This window comes from Pseudolysinimonas sp. (genome assembly GCF_049651805.1).
GTDB lineage: Bacteria > Actinomycetota > Actinomycetes > Actinomycetales > Microbacteriaceae > Pseudolysinimonas_A.
In genome coordinates, this window is the sequence record NZ_JBASCU010000039.1 from 12117 (window position 1) to 29202 (window position 17086).

At 67.8% G+C, this 17086-nt stretch carries 15 protein-coding genes; 5 read left to right on the top strand and 10 right to left on the bottom strand.

Annotation, left to right across the window (positions count from 1 at the left end; all coding sequences use genetic code 11):
* Positions 1-3: 3 nt before the first annotated feature.
* The 5 genes from tal to pgl are packed head-to-tail and all read left to right on the top strand — an operon-like array spanning position 4 to position 5942.
* The gene (tal, locus tag WBL06_RS10050) at positions 4-1125 is read left to right on the top strand and encodes a transaldolase (protein ID WP_424455859.1); all 1122 of its coding nucleotides are present in this window, start codon (positions 4-6) and stop codon (positions 1123-1125) included.
* Positions 1122-2723: a glucose-6-phosphate isomerase gene (locus WBL06_RS10055; protein ID WP_424455860.1), complete on the top strand. Its 1602-nt coding sequence runs from the start codon at positions 1122-1124 to the stop codon at positions 2721-2723. Before tal ends, WBL06_RS10055 begins: the two co-directional genes overlap by 4 nt.
* Positions 2720-4261 (top strand): glucose-6-phosphate dehydrogenase, encoded by a 1542-nt coding sequence (gene zwf / locus WBL06_RS10060; protein WP_424455861.1) that lies wholly within the window; start codon positions 2720-2722, stop codon positions 4259-4261. Before WBL06_RS10055 ends, zwf begins: the two co-directional genes overlap by 4 nt.
* Positions 4258-5175, top strand: coding sequence for a glucose-6-phosphate dehydrogenase assembly protein OpcA (locus WBL06_RS10065; protein ID WP_424455862.1), 918 nt, complete (start codon positions 4258-4260; stop codon positions 5173-5175). The genes zwf and WBL06_RS10065 overlap by 4 nt, the downstream gene beginning before the upstream one ends.
* The gene (pgl, locus tag WBL06_RS10070; RefSeq protein ID WP_424455863.1) at positions 5172-5942 is read left to right on the top strand and encodes a 6-phosphogluconolactonase; all 771 of its coding nucleotides are present in this window, start codon (positions 5172-5174) and stop codon (positions 5940-5942) included. Before WBL06_RS10065 ends, pgl begins: the two co-directional genes overlap by 4 nt.
* Here pgl and WBL06_RS10075 read toward each other — a convergent pair.
* From WBL06_RS10075 to uvrA, 10 genes are all read right to left on the bottom strand, one after another.
* Positions 5939-6301: an RNA polymerase-binding protein RbpA gene (locus tag WBL06_RS10075; RefSeq protein WP_424455864.1), complete on the bottom strand. Its 363-nt coding sequence runs from the start codon at positions 6299-6301 to the stop codon at positions 5939-5941. The genes pgl and WBL06_RS10075 overlap by 4 nt on opposite strands.
* Before the next feature lie 11 nt (positions 6302-6312).
* A complete protein-coding gene (secG, locus tag WBL06_RS10080; RefSeq protein WP_424455865.1) occupies positions 6313-6558 on the bottom strand; it encodes a preprotein translocase subunit SecG in 246 nt (81 codons plus the stop codon).
* A 24-nt stretch (positions 6559-6582) separates the two neighbouring features.
* The gene (gene tpiA, locus WBL06_RS10085; protein WP_424455866.1) at positions 6583-7392 is read right to left on the bottom strand and encodes a triose-phosphate isomerase; all 810 of its coding nucleotides are present in this window, start codon (positions 7390-7392) and stop codon (positions 6583-6585) included.
* Positions 7383-8561 (bottom strand): phosphoglycerate kinase, encoded by a 1179-nt coding sequence (locus tag WBL06_RS10090; protein ID WP_424455867.1) that lies wholly within the window; start codon positions 8559-8561, stop codon positions 7383-7385. Before WBL06_RS10090 ends, tpiA begins: the two co-directional genes overlap by 10 nt.
* 25 nt (positions 8562-8586) lie before the next feature.
* Positions 8587-9594: a type I glyceraldehyde-3-phosphate dehydrogenase gene (gap, locus tag WBL06_RS10095; RefSeq protein WP_424455868.1), complete on the bottom strand. Its 1008-nt coding sequence runs from the start codon at positions 9592-9594 to the stop codon at positions 8587-8589.
* Between the two features lie 122 nt (positions 9595-9716).
* A complete protein-coding gene (locus tag WBL06_RS10100; RefSeq protein ID WP_424455869.1) occupies positions 9717-10343 on the bottom strand; it encodes a superoxide dismutase in 627 nt (208 codons plus the stop codon).
* A 22-nt stretch (positions 10344-10365) separates the two neighbouring features.
* Positions 10366-11337 carry a DNA-binding protein WhiA gene (whiA, locus tag WBL06_RS10105; protein ID WP_424455870.1) on the bottom strand — a complete coding sequence of 324 codons (972 nt, stop codon included), beginning with the start codon at positions 11335-11337 and terminating at the stop codon, positions 10366-10368.
* A 31-nt stretch (positions 11338-11368) separates the two neighbouring features.
* A complete protein-coding gene (gene rapZ, locus WBL06_RS10110; protein ID WP_424455899.1) occupies positions 11369-12265 on the bottom strand; it encodes an RNase adapter RapZ in 897 nt (298 codons plus the stop codon).
* Between the two features lie 8 nt (positions 12266-12273).
* Entirely contained in the window at positions 12274-14166 is a 1893-nt protein-coding gene (uvrC, locus tag WBL06_RS10115) for an excinuclease ABC subunit UvrC (protein WP_424455871.1), read from the bottom strand.
* Positions 14166-17051: an excinuclease ABC subunit UvrA gene (gene uvrA / locus WBL06_RS10120; protein WP_424455872.1), complete on the bottom strand. Its 2886-nt coding sequence runs from the start codon at positions 17049-17051 to the stop codon at positions 14166-14168. The genes uvrC and uvrA overlap by 1 nt, the downstream gene beginning before the upstream one ends.
* Between the last annotated feature and the right edge of the window lie 35 nt (positions 17052-17086).

Sequence of the window (17086 nt, forward strand, 5' to 3'; positions counted from 1 at the left end):
CCCATGACCACCACCACACAGCAGCTCTCCGCCCTCGGCGTCAGCATCTGGCTCGACGACCTCTCCCGCGAGCGCATCGCGTCGGGCAACCTCCAGCGCCTCATCGCCGAACGGGATGTCGTCGGCATCACGACGAACCCGACGATCTTCGCCGGCGCACTCGCGAAGGGCAACGCGTACGACGAGCAGGTGACCGCGCTCGCGAAGTCGGGCACTTCGGTCGCCGACGCCGTCTTCGAGATCACGACCGATGACGTCGCCGCGGCATCCGAGATCTTCGCGCCGGTGTACGCGCGTTCCGGCGGACTCGATGGCCGAGTGTCGATCGAGGTCGAACCCGGACTCGCGCACGACGCGGCCGGCACGATCGCACAGGCGCAGCAGCTCTGGGCCAAGGTCGCCAAGCCGAACGCGATGATCAAGATCCCCGCGACGGTCGAGGGCCTCGAGGCGATCACCGAGACCATCGCGGCAGGGATCAGCGTCAACGTCACTCTGATCTTCAGCCTCGACCGGCACAAGGCCGTCATCGATGCCTACCTCTCGGGCCTCGAGAAGGCGCAGGCGGCGGGGCGCGACATCTCGACGATCCACTCGGTGGCGTCGTTCTTCGTGTCGCGCGTCGACACCGAGATCGACAAGCGCCTCGAAGCCATCGGCACCCCCGAAGCGCTCGCGTTGAAGAGCAAGGGCGGCATCGCGAATGCGCAGCTCGCCTATCAGTTGTTCGAGCAGGAGTTCGCGACCGATCGGGCGAAAGGCCTGCTCGCCGCGGGCGCCAACCCCCAGCGTCCGCTCTGGGCCTCCACCGGCGTCAAAGATCCGGCGCTGCCCGACACCCTCTATGTCACCGAGCTCGCTGTCTCCGGCGTCGTCAACACGATGCCCGAGAAGACCCTCGAGGCGACCTTCGACCACGCTCCCCTGCACGGCGACGCGGTCACCGGCTCGTACGCCGAAGCTCAGAAGGTGCTCGACGACCTCGCTGCCGTCGGTGTCGACTACGACGATGTGACCGCGCTGCTCGAGAAGGAGGGCGTCGAGAAGTTCATCGTCTCCTGGAACGAGCTGCTCGACACCGTGACCGCGGCACTCGAGGCCGCGCGTCCCGGGGCGACGCAGTGACGGTCACGATCGCGGCCACCGGCGCCGCCGCCGCAGCGATCGAGCGGGTCGTGCCGCAGCTGGTGTCCGACGGCGTCGCCGGTGCGATCACCGCGCAGGACCCGACCCTGTGGGGCTCTGCCGCCGAAGCAGAAGCCGCCGTCCGACTCGGTTGGACCGAGGCCGTCGCGGTCTCGCGTGGGCTGATCGACGACATCGAGGCGTTGCGCGAGGATCTCGCCGCGAAGGGCGTTCATCGCGTGGTGCTCTGCGGGATGGGCGGCTCGTCGCTCGCCCCCGAGGTCATCACGAAGACCTATGGCGCTGAACTCGTCGTGCTCGACTCGACCCATCCCGAGCAGGTGCAGGGCGCCCTCGCGGGGCCACTTGAGTCGGCCGTCGTCGTCGTCTCGTCGAAGTCGGGTTCGACGGTCGAGACCGACAGCCACAAGCGCACGTTCGCCGCGGCGTTCCGGGCGGTCGGCATCGACCCCATCGAGCGCATCGTCATCGTCACCGACCCGGGCTCGCCGCTCGACGTTTCGGCTCGTGCCGACGGGTATCGCGTCTTCAATGCCGACCCGAACGTCGGGGGTCGCTACTCGGCGCTGACCGCCTTCGGGCTCGTGCCCTGTGGGCTCGCGGGGGTCGACGTCGGGCAGTTGCTCGACGAGGCCGGGGCCGCCAGCTACTCTCTCGCGCTGGACTCCGAAGACAACCCCGGCCTGGTGCTCGGGGCGGTTCTGGCGGGGACCCGCCCGCTGAAGGACAAGATCGGGATCGTCGCCGACGGCACGCACATCGTCGGGTTCGCCGACTGGGCCGAACAGCTCATCGCCGAATCCACCGGCAAGGAGGGCAAGGGCCTGCTCCCCGTCGTGCTCGAACTCGACGCCCCGGAACTCGACCTCGACCTTCCCGACCTCCAGGTCATCCGCCTCGTGAAGGATGCCCGCGCGACGCATGAGGTCGCCGACGGCGAAGTAGAGATCGCGGGCAGCCTCGGTGCGCAGCTGCTCACCTGGGAGTACGCGACGGTCGTCGCGGGGCGCATCCTCGGCATCAACCCGTTCGACCAGCCCGACGTCGAGTCGGCGAAGATCGCCGCCCGGGCCCTGATCGACGACCTGACGCCACCCGCTCCACCGGCCTTTACCGACGGCACGATCGGCGTCGGCGCGGCAGGTTTCCCGCTTCCGGCGGAGCAGACCGTGGATGCCGCGCTCGACTCCCTGCTCACGATGATCCCCGATGATGGCTACCTTTCGGTGCAGGTCTATCTCGATCGCATCGCGCATCCGGAACTCGAAGAGCTGCGGGGGCTTCTTGCAGCAAAGACGGGTCGCCCGGTGACCTTCGGCTGGGGTCCGCGCTTCCTGCACTCCACGGGCCAGTACCACAAGGGCGGCCCCGCGTTCGGTGTCTTCCTGCAGGTTCTCGGCGCGGGCGCGTCAGACCTCGAGATCCCCGACCGGCCCTTCACGTTCGGCCAACTCATCAGAGCTCAGGCCGCCGGCGACGCGAGCGTGCTCGCCGACCAGGGACGACCGGTGCTCACTCTCACCCTCGGCGACTTCCGAAGCGACTCAGAGAGGCTGCGGGAGTTCGCGACGCGATGACCGTACCGATCTCCGCGGACTCCAACCCGCTGCGCGTTGCCGCCGACCGCCGCCTCAACCGCATCGCAGGGCCGAGCGCCCTGGTGATCTTCGGCGTGACGGGTGACCTGTCGCGCAAGAAGCTCATGCCCGCCGTCTACGATCTGGCCAACCGCGGGTTGTTGCCTCCCGGGTTCGGTCTCGTCGGGTTCGCCCGCCGCGAGTGGAGCGACGAAGACTTCGAGCAGGTCGTTCTCGAGGCCGTGAAGCAGTACGCCCGAACCCCGTTCGACGAGGCGGTATGGGCGCAACTGCGCCAGGGCATCCGATTCATCGTCGGTGAGTTCGACGACGCCGCCGCGTTCGACCGCCTGACCGAGACGCTCGCAGCTCTCGACGCCGACCGTGGAACGATGGGCAACCACGCGTTCTACCTGTCGATTCCGCCGAAGTCCTTCCCGCTCGTGACCGAGCAGTTGCGGCGCTCGGGTCTCGCGGAGCAGAAGAACGGCACCTGGCGCCGGGTCGTCATCGAGAAGCCGTTCGGCTCCGACCTGACCACTGCGCGTGAACTCAACGATGTCGTCGAGAGCGTCTTCCCGCCCGACAGCGTCTTTCGCATCGATCACTATCTCGGCAAAGAGACGGTGCAGAACATCCTTGCGCTGCGGTTCGCCAACCAGCTCTACGAACCCATCTGGAACGAACGCTACGTCGACCACGTGCAGATCACGATGGCCGAAGACATCGGCGTCGGCGGTCGGGCCGGGTACTACGACGGCATCGGCGCCGCCCGCGACGTCATCCAGAATCACCTCCTGCAGCTCTTCGCCCTCACCGCCATGGAGGAGCCGGTCTCGTTCGACGCCGCCGATCTCCGCACTGAGAAGGAGAAGGTGCTCTCGGCCGTCAAGCTGCCGAAGGACCTCTCCCTGGTGAGCGCGCGCGGGCAGTATGCCGGCGGATGGCAGGGCGGTGAGCGGGTGCTGGGCTTCCTTGAGGAAGACGGGATGAGCCCCACCTCGCAGACCGAGACCTACGCCGCCCTGCGCCTCGACGTCAACACCCGGCGCTGGTCCGGCGTTCCGTTCTACCTCCGTGCCGGCAAACGGCTCGGCCGGCGCGTCACCGAGATCGCGGTTGTCTTCAAGCGAGCTCCCCAGTACCTGTTCGCCGAAAGCCAGACCTCGGCGCTCGGCCAGAACGCGCTGGTGATCCGGGTGCAGCCCGATGAGGGCGTCACGATCAGGTTCGGCTCGAAGGTGCCAGGAGCCGGCATGCAGGTGCGCGACGTCACGATGGACTTCGGCTACGGCCACGCCTTCACCGAAGCCAGCCCCGAGGCCTACGAACGGCTCATCCTCGACGTGCTGCTCGGCGATCCACCGCTTTTCCCGCGGCACGAAGAGGTCGAGCTGTCGTGGAAGATCCTCGACCCGATCGAGGAGTATTGGGCCGAACAGGGCGGCCCGCTCGAGCAATACCGCCCGGGCACTTGGGGTCCCGCCTCGGCTGACACGCTACTCGCGCGCCACGGACACACCTGGAGGCGGCCGTGATCGTCGATCTGCCCGACACCACCGTCAGCGCGGTCTCGAAGGCTCTCGTCAAGGTGCGCGAAGAAGGCGGCGCGGTCGCGCTCGGCCGAGTGCTCACCCTCGTCATCTCCAGTGCGGGGCGCACCGACGAAGCGGCGATCGAGGCGGCGAACGACGCGTCGCGAGAGCACCCGATGCGGGTCATCGTGCTGAGCACGACCCGCGACGCCGAAACCCGCTTGGATGCCGAGATCCGCGTGGGCGGGGATGCCGGCGCGAGCGAGGTCGTCGTGCTGCACGCGAGCGGCGAGACCAGCACAGACGCCGAGAGCCTCGTGACCGGGCTTCTCCTCCCCGACGCGCCCGTCGTGGTCTGGTGGCCAGGTGAGGCGCCGGAGAACCCCTCCGAGTCGCCGCTCGGCCGCATCGGCACCCGGCGGATCACCGATGCCGCCGCAGCCGCCGACCCCGTCGCTGCGCTCGGGCGACTCGGCACCCACTACACGCCGGGCGACACCGACTTCGCCTGGACCCGGTTGACCCTGTGGCGCGCCCAACTGGCCGCGGTTCTCGATCAACCGCCGTTTGAGCCCGTGACCGGTGTACGTGTGGTCGGCTCGTCCGACTCCCCGTCGACGGAGTTGCTGGCCCAGTGGCTTGGCCTGCAACTGCACGTCGAGGTCGACCTCGTCATCAAGAAGCCGGGCGACGGGCCGAACGGAATCCACAGCGTGCAGCTCGACCGGTCATCCGGGCCGATCCTGCTGTCGCGCGACGACGGCGGCGTGGCGACGCTCACTCAACCGAACCAGCCGACCCACGACATCGCGCTTCCCCGTCGCAGCCTGCGTGACTGCCTCGCAGAAGAGTTGCGTAGGCTCGATCCTGACGAACTCTTCGGAGACGTCGTGCGGCAGGAAGGCCCTACTCGATGACGAGCGAACGACGCGTACTGGTACATCCCGATGCGGCGAGCCTGGAGGCCAGCGTCGCCGCGCGCTTCTTGACCAAGGTGATCGACCTGCTCGACGAGCACGAGACGATCGACGTCTGCCTCACCGGCGGGTCGACCGGGATCGCCGTTCTCGCCGCGGTTGCGCAGAACCCGGCACGCGAGGGCGTCGACTGGACGCGGGTCGCCTTCTGGTGGGGCGACGAGCGGTACCTTCCGCGCGGTGATGCGGATCGCAACGAGACGCAGGCCCACCTGGCGCTCCTGGACCATCTCGCGCTGCCGCCCGAGAACCTCCACGCGTTCCCGGCTCCCGGTGAGCACGCGACGATCGACGACGCCGCCGACGCCTACGCGGCCGAACTCGGCGACATTGTCTTCGACATCACGTTCCTCGGCGTCGGGCCCGACGGCCACGTCGCCTCACTCTTTCCCGATCACCCGACGGTGCTCGAGTCGGTGAAGAAGGTGGTGGCCGAGACCGCATCCCCCAAACCGCCGCCAGAACGCCTCTCGCTGACCCTGCCGGTCATCAACGCCTCTGAGCGCATCTGGCTGGTGCTCGCCGGTGCCGACAAGGCGGGTGCTCTCGGGCTGGCCCTCGCCGACGCGAACGTCGCGTCCGTGCCCGTGGCCGGGGTGCGTGGACGCAAGCGTACGGTCTTCTTCGTCGATCAGGATGCTGCCGCCGAGGTTCCCGAAGGCCTTATCGACCGGGAGCGGTACTGGACCGCGAAAGACGAAAGCTAGGCGGTAGCGCCACCGCGCCGCGCGCGGAGCTGGTCGAGAGCTTCGTCGAGAAGCTGCGCGGCCTCCGTGTCACTGCGACGCTCTTTCACGTACGCGAGGTGTGTCTTGTACGGCTCGGTCTTGGCCAGCTGCGGCGGGTTCTCTTTGTCGCGCCCGGCGGGCAGGCCGGTCTGCGGGCTGTCGATGGTGTCGGGAATCTCGTCCTCGGGCAGGTTCGCCGCGAAGTGCCGCACGGTCTCATTGCCGGCGGCATCCCAGTACGAGATCGAGATGCGGTCGGCGTGATACCCGCGGTCCTGCTCGCCCATGGGGCCGGAACCGACGCGCGACCCGCGGATTGCGCTACCACCTGATGCCATGAGTTGTGCCCTTACGGAGAGAACTTGACGATGAGTCCGAGCACGATGATGCTGGCGACCCAGAGCAGGGCCAACACCACGGTGATGCGGTTGAGGTTGCGCTCGGCCACCCCGGACGCTCCGAGGTTCGAGCCCGTGCCGCCGCCGAACATGTCGGAGAGACCTCCGCCACGACCGCGGTGCAAGAGGATGAGCAGGGTCAGCAGAAGGCTCGTGATTCCGAGCAGCACCTGAACGATGGTCTGGAGGATGAACATAACCGGCCTATCCTACGATGCTTCTCAGGTTCCGACGTGCTTCTGGAAGCGCACGATGCTGGCGAACTCGTCGAGCAGCAGGCTCGCGCCGCCGACAAGCGCCCCGTCGACATCCGCTTCGCGCATGAAGCCGGCGATGTTCGAGGCCTTGACGCTTCCGCCGTAGAGGATGCGGGTGGCCTGCGCGACGTCGTCGCCGAGCACTTCGGCGATCACTCCTCGGAGCGCGGCGCAGACCTGCTGGGCCTGCTCGCTCGTGGCGGCCAGACCGGAGCCGATCGCCCACACCGGTTCGTAGGCGACGACGATCTCGGCGCCTTGGGCGGCGCCCCCAAGCGCGACCCGCAGCTGCGCCACGGGAACGGCGCTCGGGCCGTGCTGCTCGAGATCTTCGGCGGTCTCGCCGACGCAGATGATGGGCACGATGCCGTGGCGGTGCGCAGCCGCGACCTTGGCGGCGATCGCCTCATCCGTCTCGCCGTGGTATTGCCGACGCTCCGAGTGGCCGACGATGACGTACTTCGTGTCGAGCGCCTTGAGGAACGCCCCCGAGATCTCTCCCGTGTAAGCGCCACTGTCGTGCGCGGAGATGTCCTGACCCCCGTAAGCGATCGGCAGGTCGTCGGCGTTCACGAGGGTCTGCACGCTGCGCAGGTCGGTGAACGGCGGGAAGACGGCGACCTCGGCACTACCGGGGTCGTGCTGGGCGTCTTTGAGCGTCCACGCGAGCTTCTGCACGAACGCGATCGACTGCAGGTGGTCGAGGTTCATCTTCCAGTTGCCTGCGATGAGCGGGACACGGGCGTGCTTCTGAGCCACGCTGTCTACTGCCATCCGAGGACCTCCAGGCCGGGAAGCGTCTTACCTTCAAGGAACTCGAGGCTGGCGCCGCCGCCGGTCGAGATGTGGCCGAACCGGTCGTCGGCGAAACCGAGCGCGCGCACCGCGGCGGCCGAGTCGCCACCGCCGACGACGCCGAGGCCGTCGACGTCGCTGAGCGCCTGAGCCACGGCCCGCGTCCCCTCCGCGAACGCGGGGAACTCGAACACGCCCATCGGGCCGTTCCAGAACACCGTGCGCGATGAGCGGATGTGCGAGGCGAAGTTCGCTGCCGTCTCGGGCCCGATGTCGAGCCCGATGCCGTCGGCCCCGAAGTCGGTGCCTTCGAGCGCGTCCGCGCGAGCGACGACGTGCTGCGCGTCGGCGGAGAAGCCGGACGCCATCACGATGTCGGTGGGCAGCACCAGTTCGACTCCTCGATCCTCGGCCTCGGCGACGTAGCGCTTCACCGTGTCGAATTGCGAGTCTTCGAGCAGGCTCTTGCCGATCCTGTGCCCCTGCGCCGCGAGAAAGGTGAAGAGCATCCCTCCGCCGATCAAGAGGCGGTCGACCTTGGGCAGCAGCGCGTCGATGACCCCGAGCTTGTCGGAGACCTTCGAGCCGCCCAGAACGACCGTGTACGGCTTCTCGGGCCGAGCCGTGAGTCGGTCGAGAACATCGAGTTCGGCGGCGATGAGCAACCCCGCCGCGGACGGCAGGGCTTTCGCCAGCTCGTAGACGCTCGCCTGCTTACGGTGTACGACGCCAAAGCCATCCGAGACGAACACGTCGCCGAGCGCCGCGAGTTCCGTCGCGAAGGCTCCGCGCTCGGAGGCATCCTTCGACGTCTCGCGCGGGTCGAACCTGAGGTTCTCCAACAGGGTGACGCCCGAGGTCGGAGTCGTCGGGGCGAAGGCGACCGGCTCCCCCAACAGCTCGTCGAGGCGCTTCGCGACGGGCGCGAGGCTGTACTTCGGGTCGGGAGCGCCCTCGGGGCGGCCGAGGTGCGACATCGCGACGACCGACGCTCCGGCCGCGCGCAGCTTCCGGATCGTGGGGACGGAGGCGCGAACGCGTCCGTCGTCCGTGATCCGGTCGCCGTCGAGCGGCACGTTCAGGTCACAGCGGAGCAGAACGACCGTGCCGGCGAGATCGCCGAGGGTCTCGATAGTGCGCAGTGTCATGGTGTCGAGCCGTCGAGCCGGGCGTCTACAGCCGGGCCGCGACGTACTCGGTGAGGTCGACCAGCCGGTTGGAGTAGCCCCACTCGTTGTCGTACCAGCTCGAGAGCTTCACCTGGTCTCCAAGGACCCGCAACAGACCGGCGTCGAAGATCGACGAGTGCGGGTCGGACACGATGTCGCTGGAGACGATCTCGTCTTCGGTGTACTTCAGGATGCCCTTCATGGGCCCCTCGGCCGCCGCCTGGTACGCGGCCTTGATCGCGTCGACCGTGACGGGCTTCGACGCGGTGACGGTGAGGTCGGTGATCGAGCCGGTCGGCACCGGAACCCGCAGCGCGAAGCCGTCGAGCTTGCCGATCAGTTCGGGCAGCACGAGGCCGATCGCCTTCGCGGCGCCGGTTGACGTGGGCACGATGTTGATCGCGGCGGCACGGGCGCGACGCAGGTCGCTGTGCGGGCCGTCCTGCAGGTTCTGATCGGCGGTGTACGCGTGGATGGTGGTCATCAGGCCGCGCTCGATGCCGAACTCGTCGTTGAACACCTTGGCAAGCGGCGCGAGGCAGTTCGTGGTGCACGAGGCGTTCGAGATGATGTGGTGCGACGCGGGGTCGTACGAGCCCTCGTTGACACCCATGACGAACGTCGCGTCTTCACCGGTGGCGGGGGCCGAGATGAGCACCTTCTTGGCGCCGCCGCCGTCGATGTGCTTGCGGGCATCTTCGGCCTTGGTGAAACGGCCGGTCGACTCGATGACGATGTCGACGCCGTAGTCCGACCACGGGAGGGCGGCGGGGTCGCGCTCTTCGAAGACGCGGATCGGCTTGCCGTTGACGACGATGTTCTCGTCATCGAACTCGACGGTGCCGTCGAGGCGACCCGTGATCGAGTCGTACTTCAGCAGGTGCGCGAGCGACTTGTTGTCGGTGAGGTCGTTGACGGCGACGATCTCCAGGTCGCTGCCCTTGGCGAGAGCCGCGCGCAGGTAGTTGCGCCCGATCCGTCCGAAGCCGTTGATACCGATCTTGACCGACACAGATGCTCCTTGAAAAGTGGTCGTGGGTGTGTGGTGGCGGTGGCGGAAGGCGGCCGGGACCGGAGCTTCGAAAGATCGGGATCCCGGCCGCACACAACTCCGGTTGACGGAGTTTTGAGCCTCTACGACAGTAGCAGCAGCCCCGCCGCTCCCGAACGCGCCGCCTCGAACCGCGCCCCGGCATCCGCCCAGTTCGCGATGTTCCAGAACGCCTTCACGTAGTCGGCCTTGACGTTGACGTAGTCGAGGTAGAAGGCGTGCTCCCACATGTCGAGCTGCAGGATCGGGGTGACGCCGAGCGGCGTGTTGTTCTGCTGGTCGTAGAGCTGGTGGATGAGCAGGCGCGAGCCCACCGGATCCCAGGCCAGCACGGCCCAGCCTGAGCCCTGGAGGCTGTTCGCGGCGGCGCTGAAGTGGCCGACGAACTTGTCGAACGAGCCGAAGAACTCGTCGATCGCCGCGGCGAGCTCGCCCTCGGGCTTTCCCGCCCCGTCCGGCGTCAGGTTCTTCCAGAAGATCGAGTGGTTGATGTGTCCGCCGAGATGGAACGCGAGATCCTTCTCGAGCTTCGGCACGTTGCCGTAGTCGCCCGTGTCGCGCGCCTCGGCGAGCTTCTCGAGTGCCGTGTTGGCGCCCGCGACGTAAGCCGCGTGGTGCTTCGAGTGATGCAGCTCCATGATCCTGGCGCTGATGTGCGGCTCGAGCGCCGCGTAGTCGTAAGGGAGGTCCGGAAGCGTGTAGTCAGCCATACGCCCAGCCTACGCCGGGGATCTAGTCGAGTTCCGGTAGTCCCGCGTCGGTGCCGGGAAGACCGAGATCGGATGCCTTCTTGTCGGCCATCGCCAGCAGCCGGCGGATTCGCCCGGCGACCGCATCCTTCGTCATCGGCGGGTCGGCGTGATGGCCCAGTTCGTCGAGACTTGCGTCGCGGTGGTTCAAGCGCAACTCGCCGGCGTAGCGCAGGTGGTCGGGCACTTCGTCGCCGAGGATCTCGAGGGCGCGTTCCACCCGGGCGCAGGCCGCGACTGCCGCCTGGGCGGAACGCCGCAGGTTGGCGTCATCGAAGTTGACCAGCCGGTTGGCGGTTGCCCGCACCTCACGCCGCTGACGCAGCTCCTCCCAGGCGGCGACGCTCGCACCGGCGCCCATCAACTGCAGCATCACGCCGATCGCTTCGCCGTCGCGCACGACCACCCGGAACGACCCACGGACCTCGCGGGCCTTCGCGGCGACCTTGAGCCGGCCGGCCGCGCCGACCAGGGCCATCGCCGCTTCGTTGCCGGGGCAGATCACTTCGAGGGCGGCGGAACGTCCCGGGTCGGTCAGCGATCCGGTGGCGAGGAAGGCACCCCGCCAGATCGCCGCGAGCTCCTCGCGGGACCCCGTCGTGAGCCGGTTGGGCAGACCCCGCACGGCGCGGTTGCGGGCGTCGATGAGGCCGGTCTGGCGCGCCAAGGTCTCCGCCCCTTCGATCACCCGCACGAGGTAGGTGCTGCTTCTGCGCAGGTTGTTACCGGAGATGACCGTGACCTCACTGCGCACCCCGTAGAGCTCGGCGAGGTCCTTGCGCACGCGTCGCGCGATCTTGGGCGACTCGAGCTCGGCCTCGACCGCGATGCGGTTCGAGATGGTGTGCAGCCCGCTCGAGAACCTCAGCAGAGCCGTCAGTTCGGCGGCGCGAACCGACGTCTTGCCGACGTCGACTCCGGCGAGTTCCTCTTTGACATCGGCCGTCAGTGCCACGCAGTCGTCCTTCAGGTCTGGTCGGGGTCGGTCATTCGCGACCGAGGTCGCGGTGCTTGATGCTGACCGCGAGGCCGGGGAGCACGCTCAGCCGGGCCTTGATCTCTTCGGCCATCGCCACGGAGCGGTGCTTGCCGCCGGTGCATCCCAGAGCGATCGTAGCGTGCCGCTTGTTCTCGCGGCTGTACCCGTCGAGCACCGGGCGCAGGGCATCCACGTATCCGTCGATGAACTCGCGCGCGCCGGGGAGCCCCAGAACGTACTCGCGCACTTCGGTGTCGAGACCGGTGAGCGGCTTCAGCTCGGGGATCCAGAACGGGTTCGGCAGAAAGCGGCAGTCGGCGACGTGGTCGGCGTCGGAGGGCAGGCCGTACTTGTATCCGAAACTCAGCACCGTGACGCGGGTCGTCGGTTCGTTGGCGCCGGCGAAATGTTCGGCGACGATGCTCGCCAACTGATGGATGTTGAGCTCGCTGGTGTCGATCACCAGGTCGCTCTGCGACCGCAGCTCGGCGACACGGGAGCGCTCCGCCGTGATGCCGTCGAGCAACGTGCCGTCGCCCTGGAGCGGATGCGGCCGCCGTACGGATTCGAAGCGCCGAACCAGAGCAGCGTCGGTCGCGTCGAGGAACAGCACCCGAGTGTCGTCGGTGCCGCGCAAGGACTCGAGTTCGTTCTGGATGTCGGCGAACAGCTTGCCGCCGCGGATGTCGACGACGGCCGCGACCCGCGGAATGGTCTCGCCGGTGTGGCGGGAGAGATCGACGAGCGGTCGCAGCATCTGTGGCGGCAGGTTGTCGACGACGTACCAACCGAGGTCTTCGAGGGCGTTGCCCACCGTCGACCGGCCGGCTCCGGACATCCCGGTCACGAGCAGCAGCTCGCGTCGTGGTGGGCTCGCCTCGACCCGCGTCTGGTCGCCGGTCACTGCCACACTCACTGCCCCTCGCTGTCTCCGTTCAGCCTACCGACGATCGCCGCTGCGAGTGACGGCCCGACTCCACGCACTTCGGCGATCTCGGAGGCGGAGGCGGCACGCAGACGGGTGACCGACCCGAAATGGGCGAGAAGCACCTTGACACGTGCCGGCCCGAGCCCTGGCACCTCCGAGAGCACCGACGCGATGTCGCCCTTGCGCTTCTGGCGCTGGAAGGTGATCGCGAACCGGTGGGCCTCGTCGCGGATGCGCTGGATGAGGAAGAGCGCCTCGCTGTTGCGCGGCAGGATCACCGGGAACGACTCCCCGGGCAGCCACACCTCTTCGAGCCGCTTCGCGATGCCGGCGACGGGGATGTCATCGATCCCGAGCTCGTCGAGCACGGCGGCGGCGGCGTTGACCTGAGGTTCGCCGCCGTCCACGAGGATCAGCCCCGGCCGGTAGGCAAATCGCTTTCGCGGTGCCGCATCCTCGGTGGCGGGGTCGGCCTCGTCTTCGGAGAGCCGCGTCAACCGGCGGCGGAGGACTTGGGAGATCGCCTCGAGGTCGTCGGCGTACTCCTTGATGGCGAACTTGCGGTACGAGTTCTTCACCGGAAGGCCGTCTTCGAAGACCACCATCGACGCGACGATGTTGGTGCCTCCCAGGTGCGAGACGTCGTAACACTCGATGCGCAGCGGCGCCTCATCGAGGCCCAGGGCCTCTTGGATGTCGGTGAGCGCCTGGGTGCGTGCGACGTAGTCGCCGGTGCGCCGCATCTTGTACAGCGCGAGCGCCTGCTTCGCGTTCAGCGTCGCCGTCTGCAAGATCGCGGCCTTCTCGCCCCGTTGCGCCGCTCGCAGCGCGACCGATCCCTTCGCTCGCCGGTCGCCGAGCCAGGCCTCGAGGGCTGGAGCGTCGTCGGGAAGCTTCGGCACGACGATCTCGCGCGGCGGTTCGTCGTTCTCGTAGGCATTCTGCAGCACGGCTTCGACGAGCTCGCCGACCGTGACATCCAGCTCGGTGTCGACGACCCAGCTGCGGGTTCCGGTGATGCGACCACCGCGCACCATGAACTGCTGCACGGCGGCGGCGAGCTCGTCATGTTCGATGCCGAAGACATCCGTATCGACTGCATCTTCCGACAGCACGACCGCGCTGCGTTCCAACACGTTCTCGAGCGCCTGCAACCGGTCACGGATGACCGCCGCCCGCTCGTACTCGAAGGCCGCCGCAGCCGACTTCATCTCGCGCTGAAGCAGCGCGACGACGGCGCGATCGGGGTGGGCCATGAACGCGACGAAGTCGTCGACGATGTGCCGGTGCTCCTCGACCGACACCCGCCCCGAGCACGGACCCCCGCAGCGCCCGATCTGGCCGGGGAAGCACGGGCGCCCGGTCGCCATCGCCCGCTTGTAGCTCGAGTCGGAGCACGTGCGGATGGGGAATGCCCGCACCATCAGGTCGATCGTGTCGCGCACCGCCCAGATCTTCGGGTACGGCCCGAAGTAGCGGGCCCCGGGGATGCGGCGGTTGCGGGTGACCATGACCCGCGGGGCCTCGTCGGCGAGAGTGACGACCATATACGGGTAGGTCTTGTCATCGCGGAACTTGACGTTGAACGGCGGGGTGAACTGTTTGATCCAGGCGTACTCGAGGTCGAGCGCCTCGCGGTCACTCGCGACGACCGTCCACTCGACCCCTGATGCGGCGTGCACCATCGCCTGGGTGCGCTGGTGCAGGTTGCGCATCGGCTGGAAGTAGTTACTGAGCCGTTGGCGCAGGTTGATGGCCTTACCCACGTAGAGCACCCGGCCGCGGACATCCCGGAACCGGTACACGCCCGGCGATGTGGGGATCTCTCCCGCCTTCGGTCGCCACTCGACGGCGTCGGGTCGGGTGAGGCGCGCCACTAACCCGCCTTGCGCGCCGGAACGTCCCCGAGGATCTCGCGCAAGAACAACCCGGTGTGGCTCTCCTCGACGGTCGCCAGGTACTCGGGGCTCCCCGTCGCAATCACTTGCCCGCCGCCGGACCCTCCTTCGGGACCGAGGTCGATCACCCAGTCGGCGCTCTTGATGACGTCGAGATTGTGCTCGATGACGATGACGGTGTTGCCCTTGTCGGCGAGCCCGTTGAGCACCATGAGCAGCTTCCGCACGTCTTCGAAGTGCAGGCCCGTGGTCGGCTCGTCGAGCACGTACACGCTGCGCCCGTTGGAGCGCTTCTGCAGCTCGGTCGCGAGCTTCACGCGCTGCGCTTCGCCGCCGGAGAGCGTCGTCGCCGACTGTCCGAGCCGCACGTAACCGAGCCCCACCTCGACGAGGGTCTTGAGGTAACGGTGGATGGCGCTGATCGGCTCGAAGAAGTCCGCCGCCTCTTCGATCGACATCTCGAGCACCTCGGCGATGTTCTTGCCCTTGTAGTGCACCTGCAGGGTGTCGCGGTTGTACCGCGCTCCCCCGCAGGTCTCGCACGCGACGTAGACGTCGGGCAGGAAGTTCATCTCGATCTTGATCGTGCCGTCACCCGAGCAGGTCTCGCAGCGGCCGCCCTTGACGTTGAACGAGAAGCGACCGGGCTGGTAGCCCCGCGCCTTGGCCTCCATCGTCTCGGAGAACAGCGTGCGGATGCGGTCGAAGACTCCGGTATAGGTCGCCGGATTCGACCGCGGGGTGCGTCCGATCGGAGCCTGGTCGACGTGCACGACCTTGTCGAGCTGCTCGAGCCCGGTGACCCTCTTGTGGCGACCGGGCACCTGGCGCGCGCCGTTGAGTTCGTTGGCGAGCACCTTGTAGAGGATGTCGTTGACCAGGCTCGACTTGCCCGAACCGCTCACCCCGGTCACTGCGACGAACGCCCCGAGCGGGAAGCTGACGGTGACATCCTGAAGGTTGTTGGCCTTCGCCCCTTCGACGGTGATTTGGCGGTTCTTGTCGATCGGCCGGCGACGCGCGGGCAACTCGATCGACCGTCGGCCGGCGAGGTAGTCGCCGGTCACGGAGCGGGTGTTCTTCAGCAGCGACGCGTAATCGCCCGAATGCACGACCTCGCCGCCGTGCTCGCCGGCGCCGGGGCCGATGTCGACGAGCCAGTCGGCGGTGCGGATCGTGTCTTCGTCGTGCTCGACGACGATGAGGGTGTTGCCGAGACCCTTGAGCTTGACCAGCGTGTCGATGAGCCGACGGTTGTCGCGCTGGTGCAACCCGATGCTGGGCTCGTCGAGCACGTAGAGCACGCCGGTGAGGCCCGATCCGATCTGGGTCGCCAGGCGGATGCGCTGGGCCTCGCCCCCCGACAGGCTCGCCGCCGCGCGCGCCATCGTCAGGTACCCGAGCCCGACCTCGAGCAGGAACTCGAGGCGCAGCCGGATCTCGCGCAGCACCTGGGCGGCGATCTTCGCCTGCCGTTCGGTGAGGCTGAGACGCTCCATGAACTGGTGGGCGCCAGCCAGACTCAGGTTGGCGACCGCCGAAATCGACTCGCCGTCGACGAGAACCGCAAGCACCTCGGGCTTGAGCCGCTGCCCGTCGCACACCGGGCACGGGATCTCGCGCAGGTATTCGCCGTAGCGCTGTTTCGACCACTCCCCCTCGGCCTCGTGGAACTTGCGCTCGATGTAGGGCATGACGCCCTCGAAGCCGGTCGAGTACTTCACCGTGCGGCCGTAGCGGTTGCGCCAGGAGACGACGACCTCGAAGTCATTGCCGCGCAGAATCGCCTGCTGGGCCTCTTCGGAGAGGTTCTGCCATGGGGTGTCGAGGTCGAAGCCGAGGTCTTTGCCGAGCCCCTGCAGCAGGCGCGAGAAGTAGGAATACATCCCCTTGCCCGCCTGATTCCACGGCAGCACGACGCCCTCGTTGAGGGTGAGGCTCGGATCGCCGATCAGTAGGTCGGTGTCGACCGCCATCTTGATGCCGAGCCCCGAGCACTCCGGGCACGCGCCGAAGGGGGCGTTGAACGAGAAGGTGCGCGGTTCGATCTCAGTGAGCTGGATGGGGTGGTTGTTCGGGCAGGACAGCTTCTCGCTGTAGGTGCGCATACCGGCCGGGCCGTCGACATCCACGAAGTCGATGGTCACCACGCCGCCCGCGAGCCCCAGCGCCGTCTCGACCGAGTCGGTCAACCGGGTGAGCAGGTCGTCGGACGCGACGAGCCGGTCGACGACGACGGAGATGTCGTGCTTGTACGACTTCTTGAGCACCGGCGGCTCGGCGAGCTGAACGGTCTCGCCGTCGACGACGGCGCGCGAGTAGCCCCCCGACTGCAACTCCTTGAAGAGGTCGACGAACTCCCCCTTCTTCTGCGACACGATCGGGGCGAGCACCTGATATCGCGTACCCGTCTCGAGTTCCATGAGCTGGTCGGCGATCTGTTGCACCGTCTGACGCTGGATCTTCTCGCCGCACTCGGGGCAGTGCGGGTCGCCGATGCGAGCCCAGAGCAGGCGCATGTAGTCGTAGATCTCGGTGATCGTGCCGACCGTCGATCGCGGGTTGCGGTTCGTCGACTTCTGGTCGATCGACACCGCGGGGCTGAGCCCCTCGATGAAGTCGACGTCGGGCCGGTCCACTTGCCCGAGGAACTGGCGGGCGTAGGCGCTCAGCGACTCGACGTAACGGCGCTGGCCCTCCGCGAAGATCGTGTCGAACGCGAGGCTCGACTTACCCGAGCCCGAGAGTCCGGTGAACACGACGAGAGAGTCCCGCGGAATCTCGAGATCGACGTTCTTGAGGTTGTGGACGCGCGCTCCGCGGACGCTCAGCTTGTGGGCACCCGGGACTGACGCAATCGACACCCCGCAAGTGTACGGAGGCCCGCTGACATCCGCCG

Bases quoted from the DNA above. Each gene is read 5' to 3' on its own strand.
- tal (WP_424455859.1), top strand. From the start codon at position 4: ATGACCACCACCACACAGCAGCTCTCCGCCCTCGGCGTCAGCATCTGG.
- zwf (WP_424455861.1), top strand. From the start codon at position 2,720: ATGACCGTACCGATCTCCGCGGACTCCAACCCGCTGCGCGTTGCCGCC.
- pgl (WP_424455863.1), top strand. From the start codon at position 5,172: ATGACGAGCGAACGACGCGTACTGGTACATCCCGATGCGGCGAGCCTG.
- WBL06_RS10075 (WP_424455864.1), bottom strand. From the start codon at position 6,301: ATGGCATCAGGTGGTAGCGCAATCCGCGGGTCGCGCGTCGGTTCCGGC.
- secG (WP_424455865.1), bottom strand. From the start codon at position 6,558: ATGTTCATCCTCCAGACCATCGTTCAGGTGCTGCTCGGAATCACGAGC.
- tpiA (WP_424455866.1), bottom strand. From the start codon at position 7,392: ATGGCAGTAGACAGCGTGGCTCAGAAGCACGCCCGTGTCCCGCTCATC.
- WBL06_RS10090 (WP_424455867.1), bottom strand. From the start codon at position 8,561: ATGACACTGCGCACTATCGAGACCCTCGGCGATCTCGCCGGCACGGTC.
- WBL06_RS10100 (WP_424455869.1), bottom strand. From the start codon at position 10,343: ATGGCTGACTACACGCTTCCGGACCTCCCTTACGACTACGCGGCGCTC.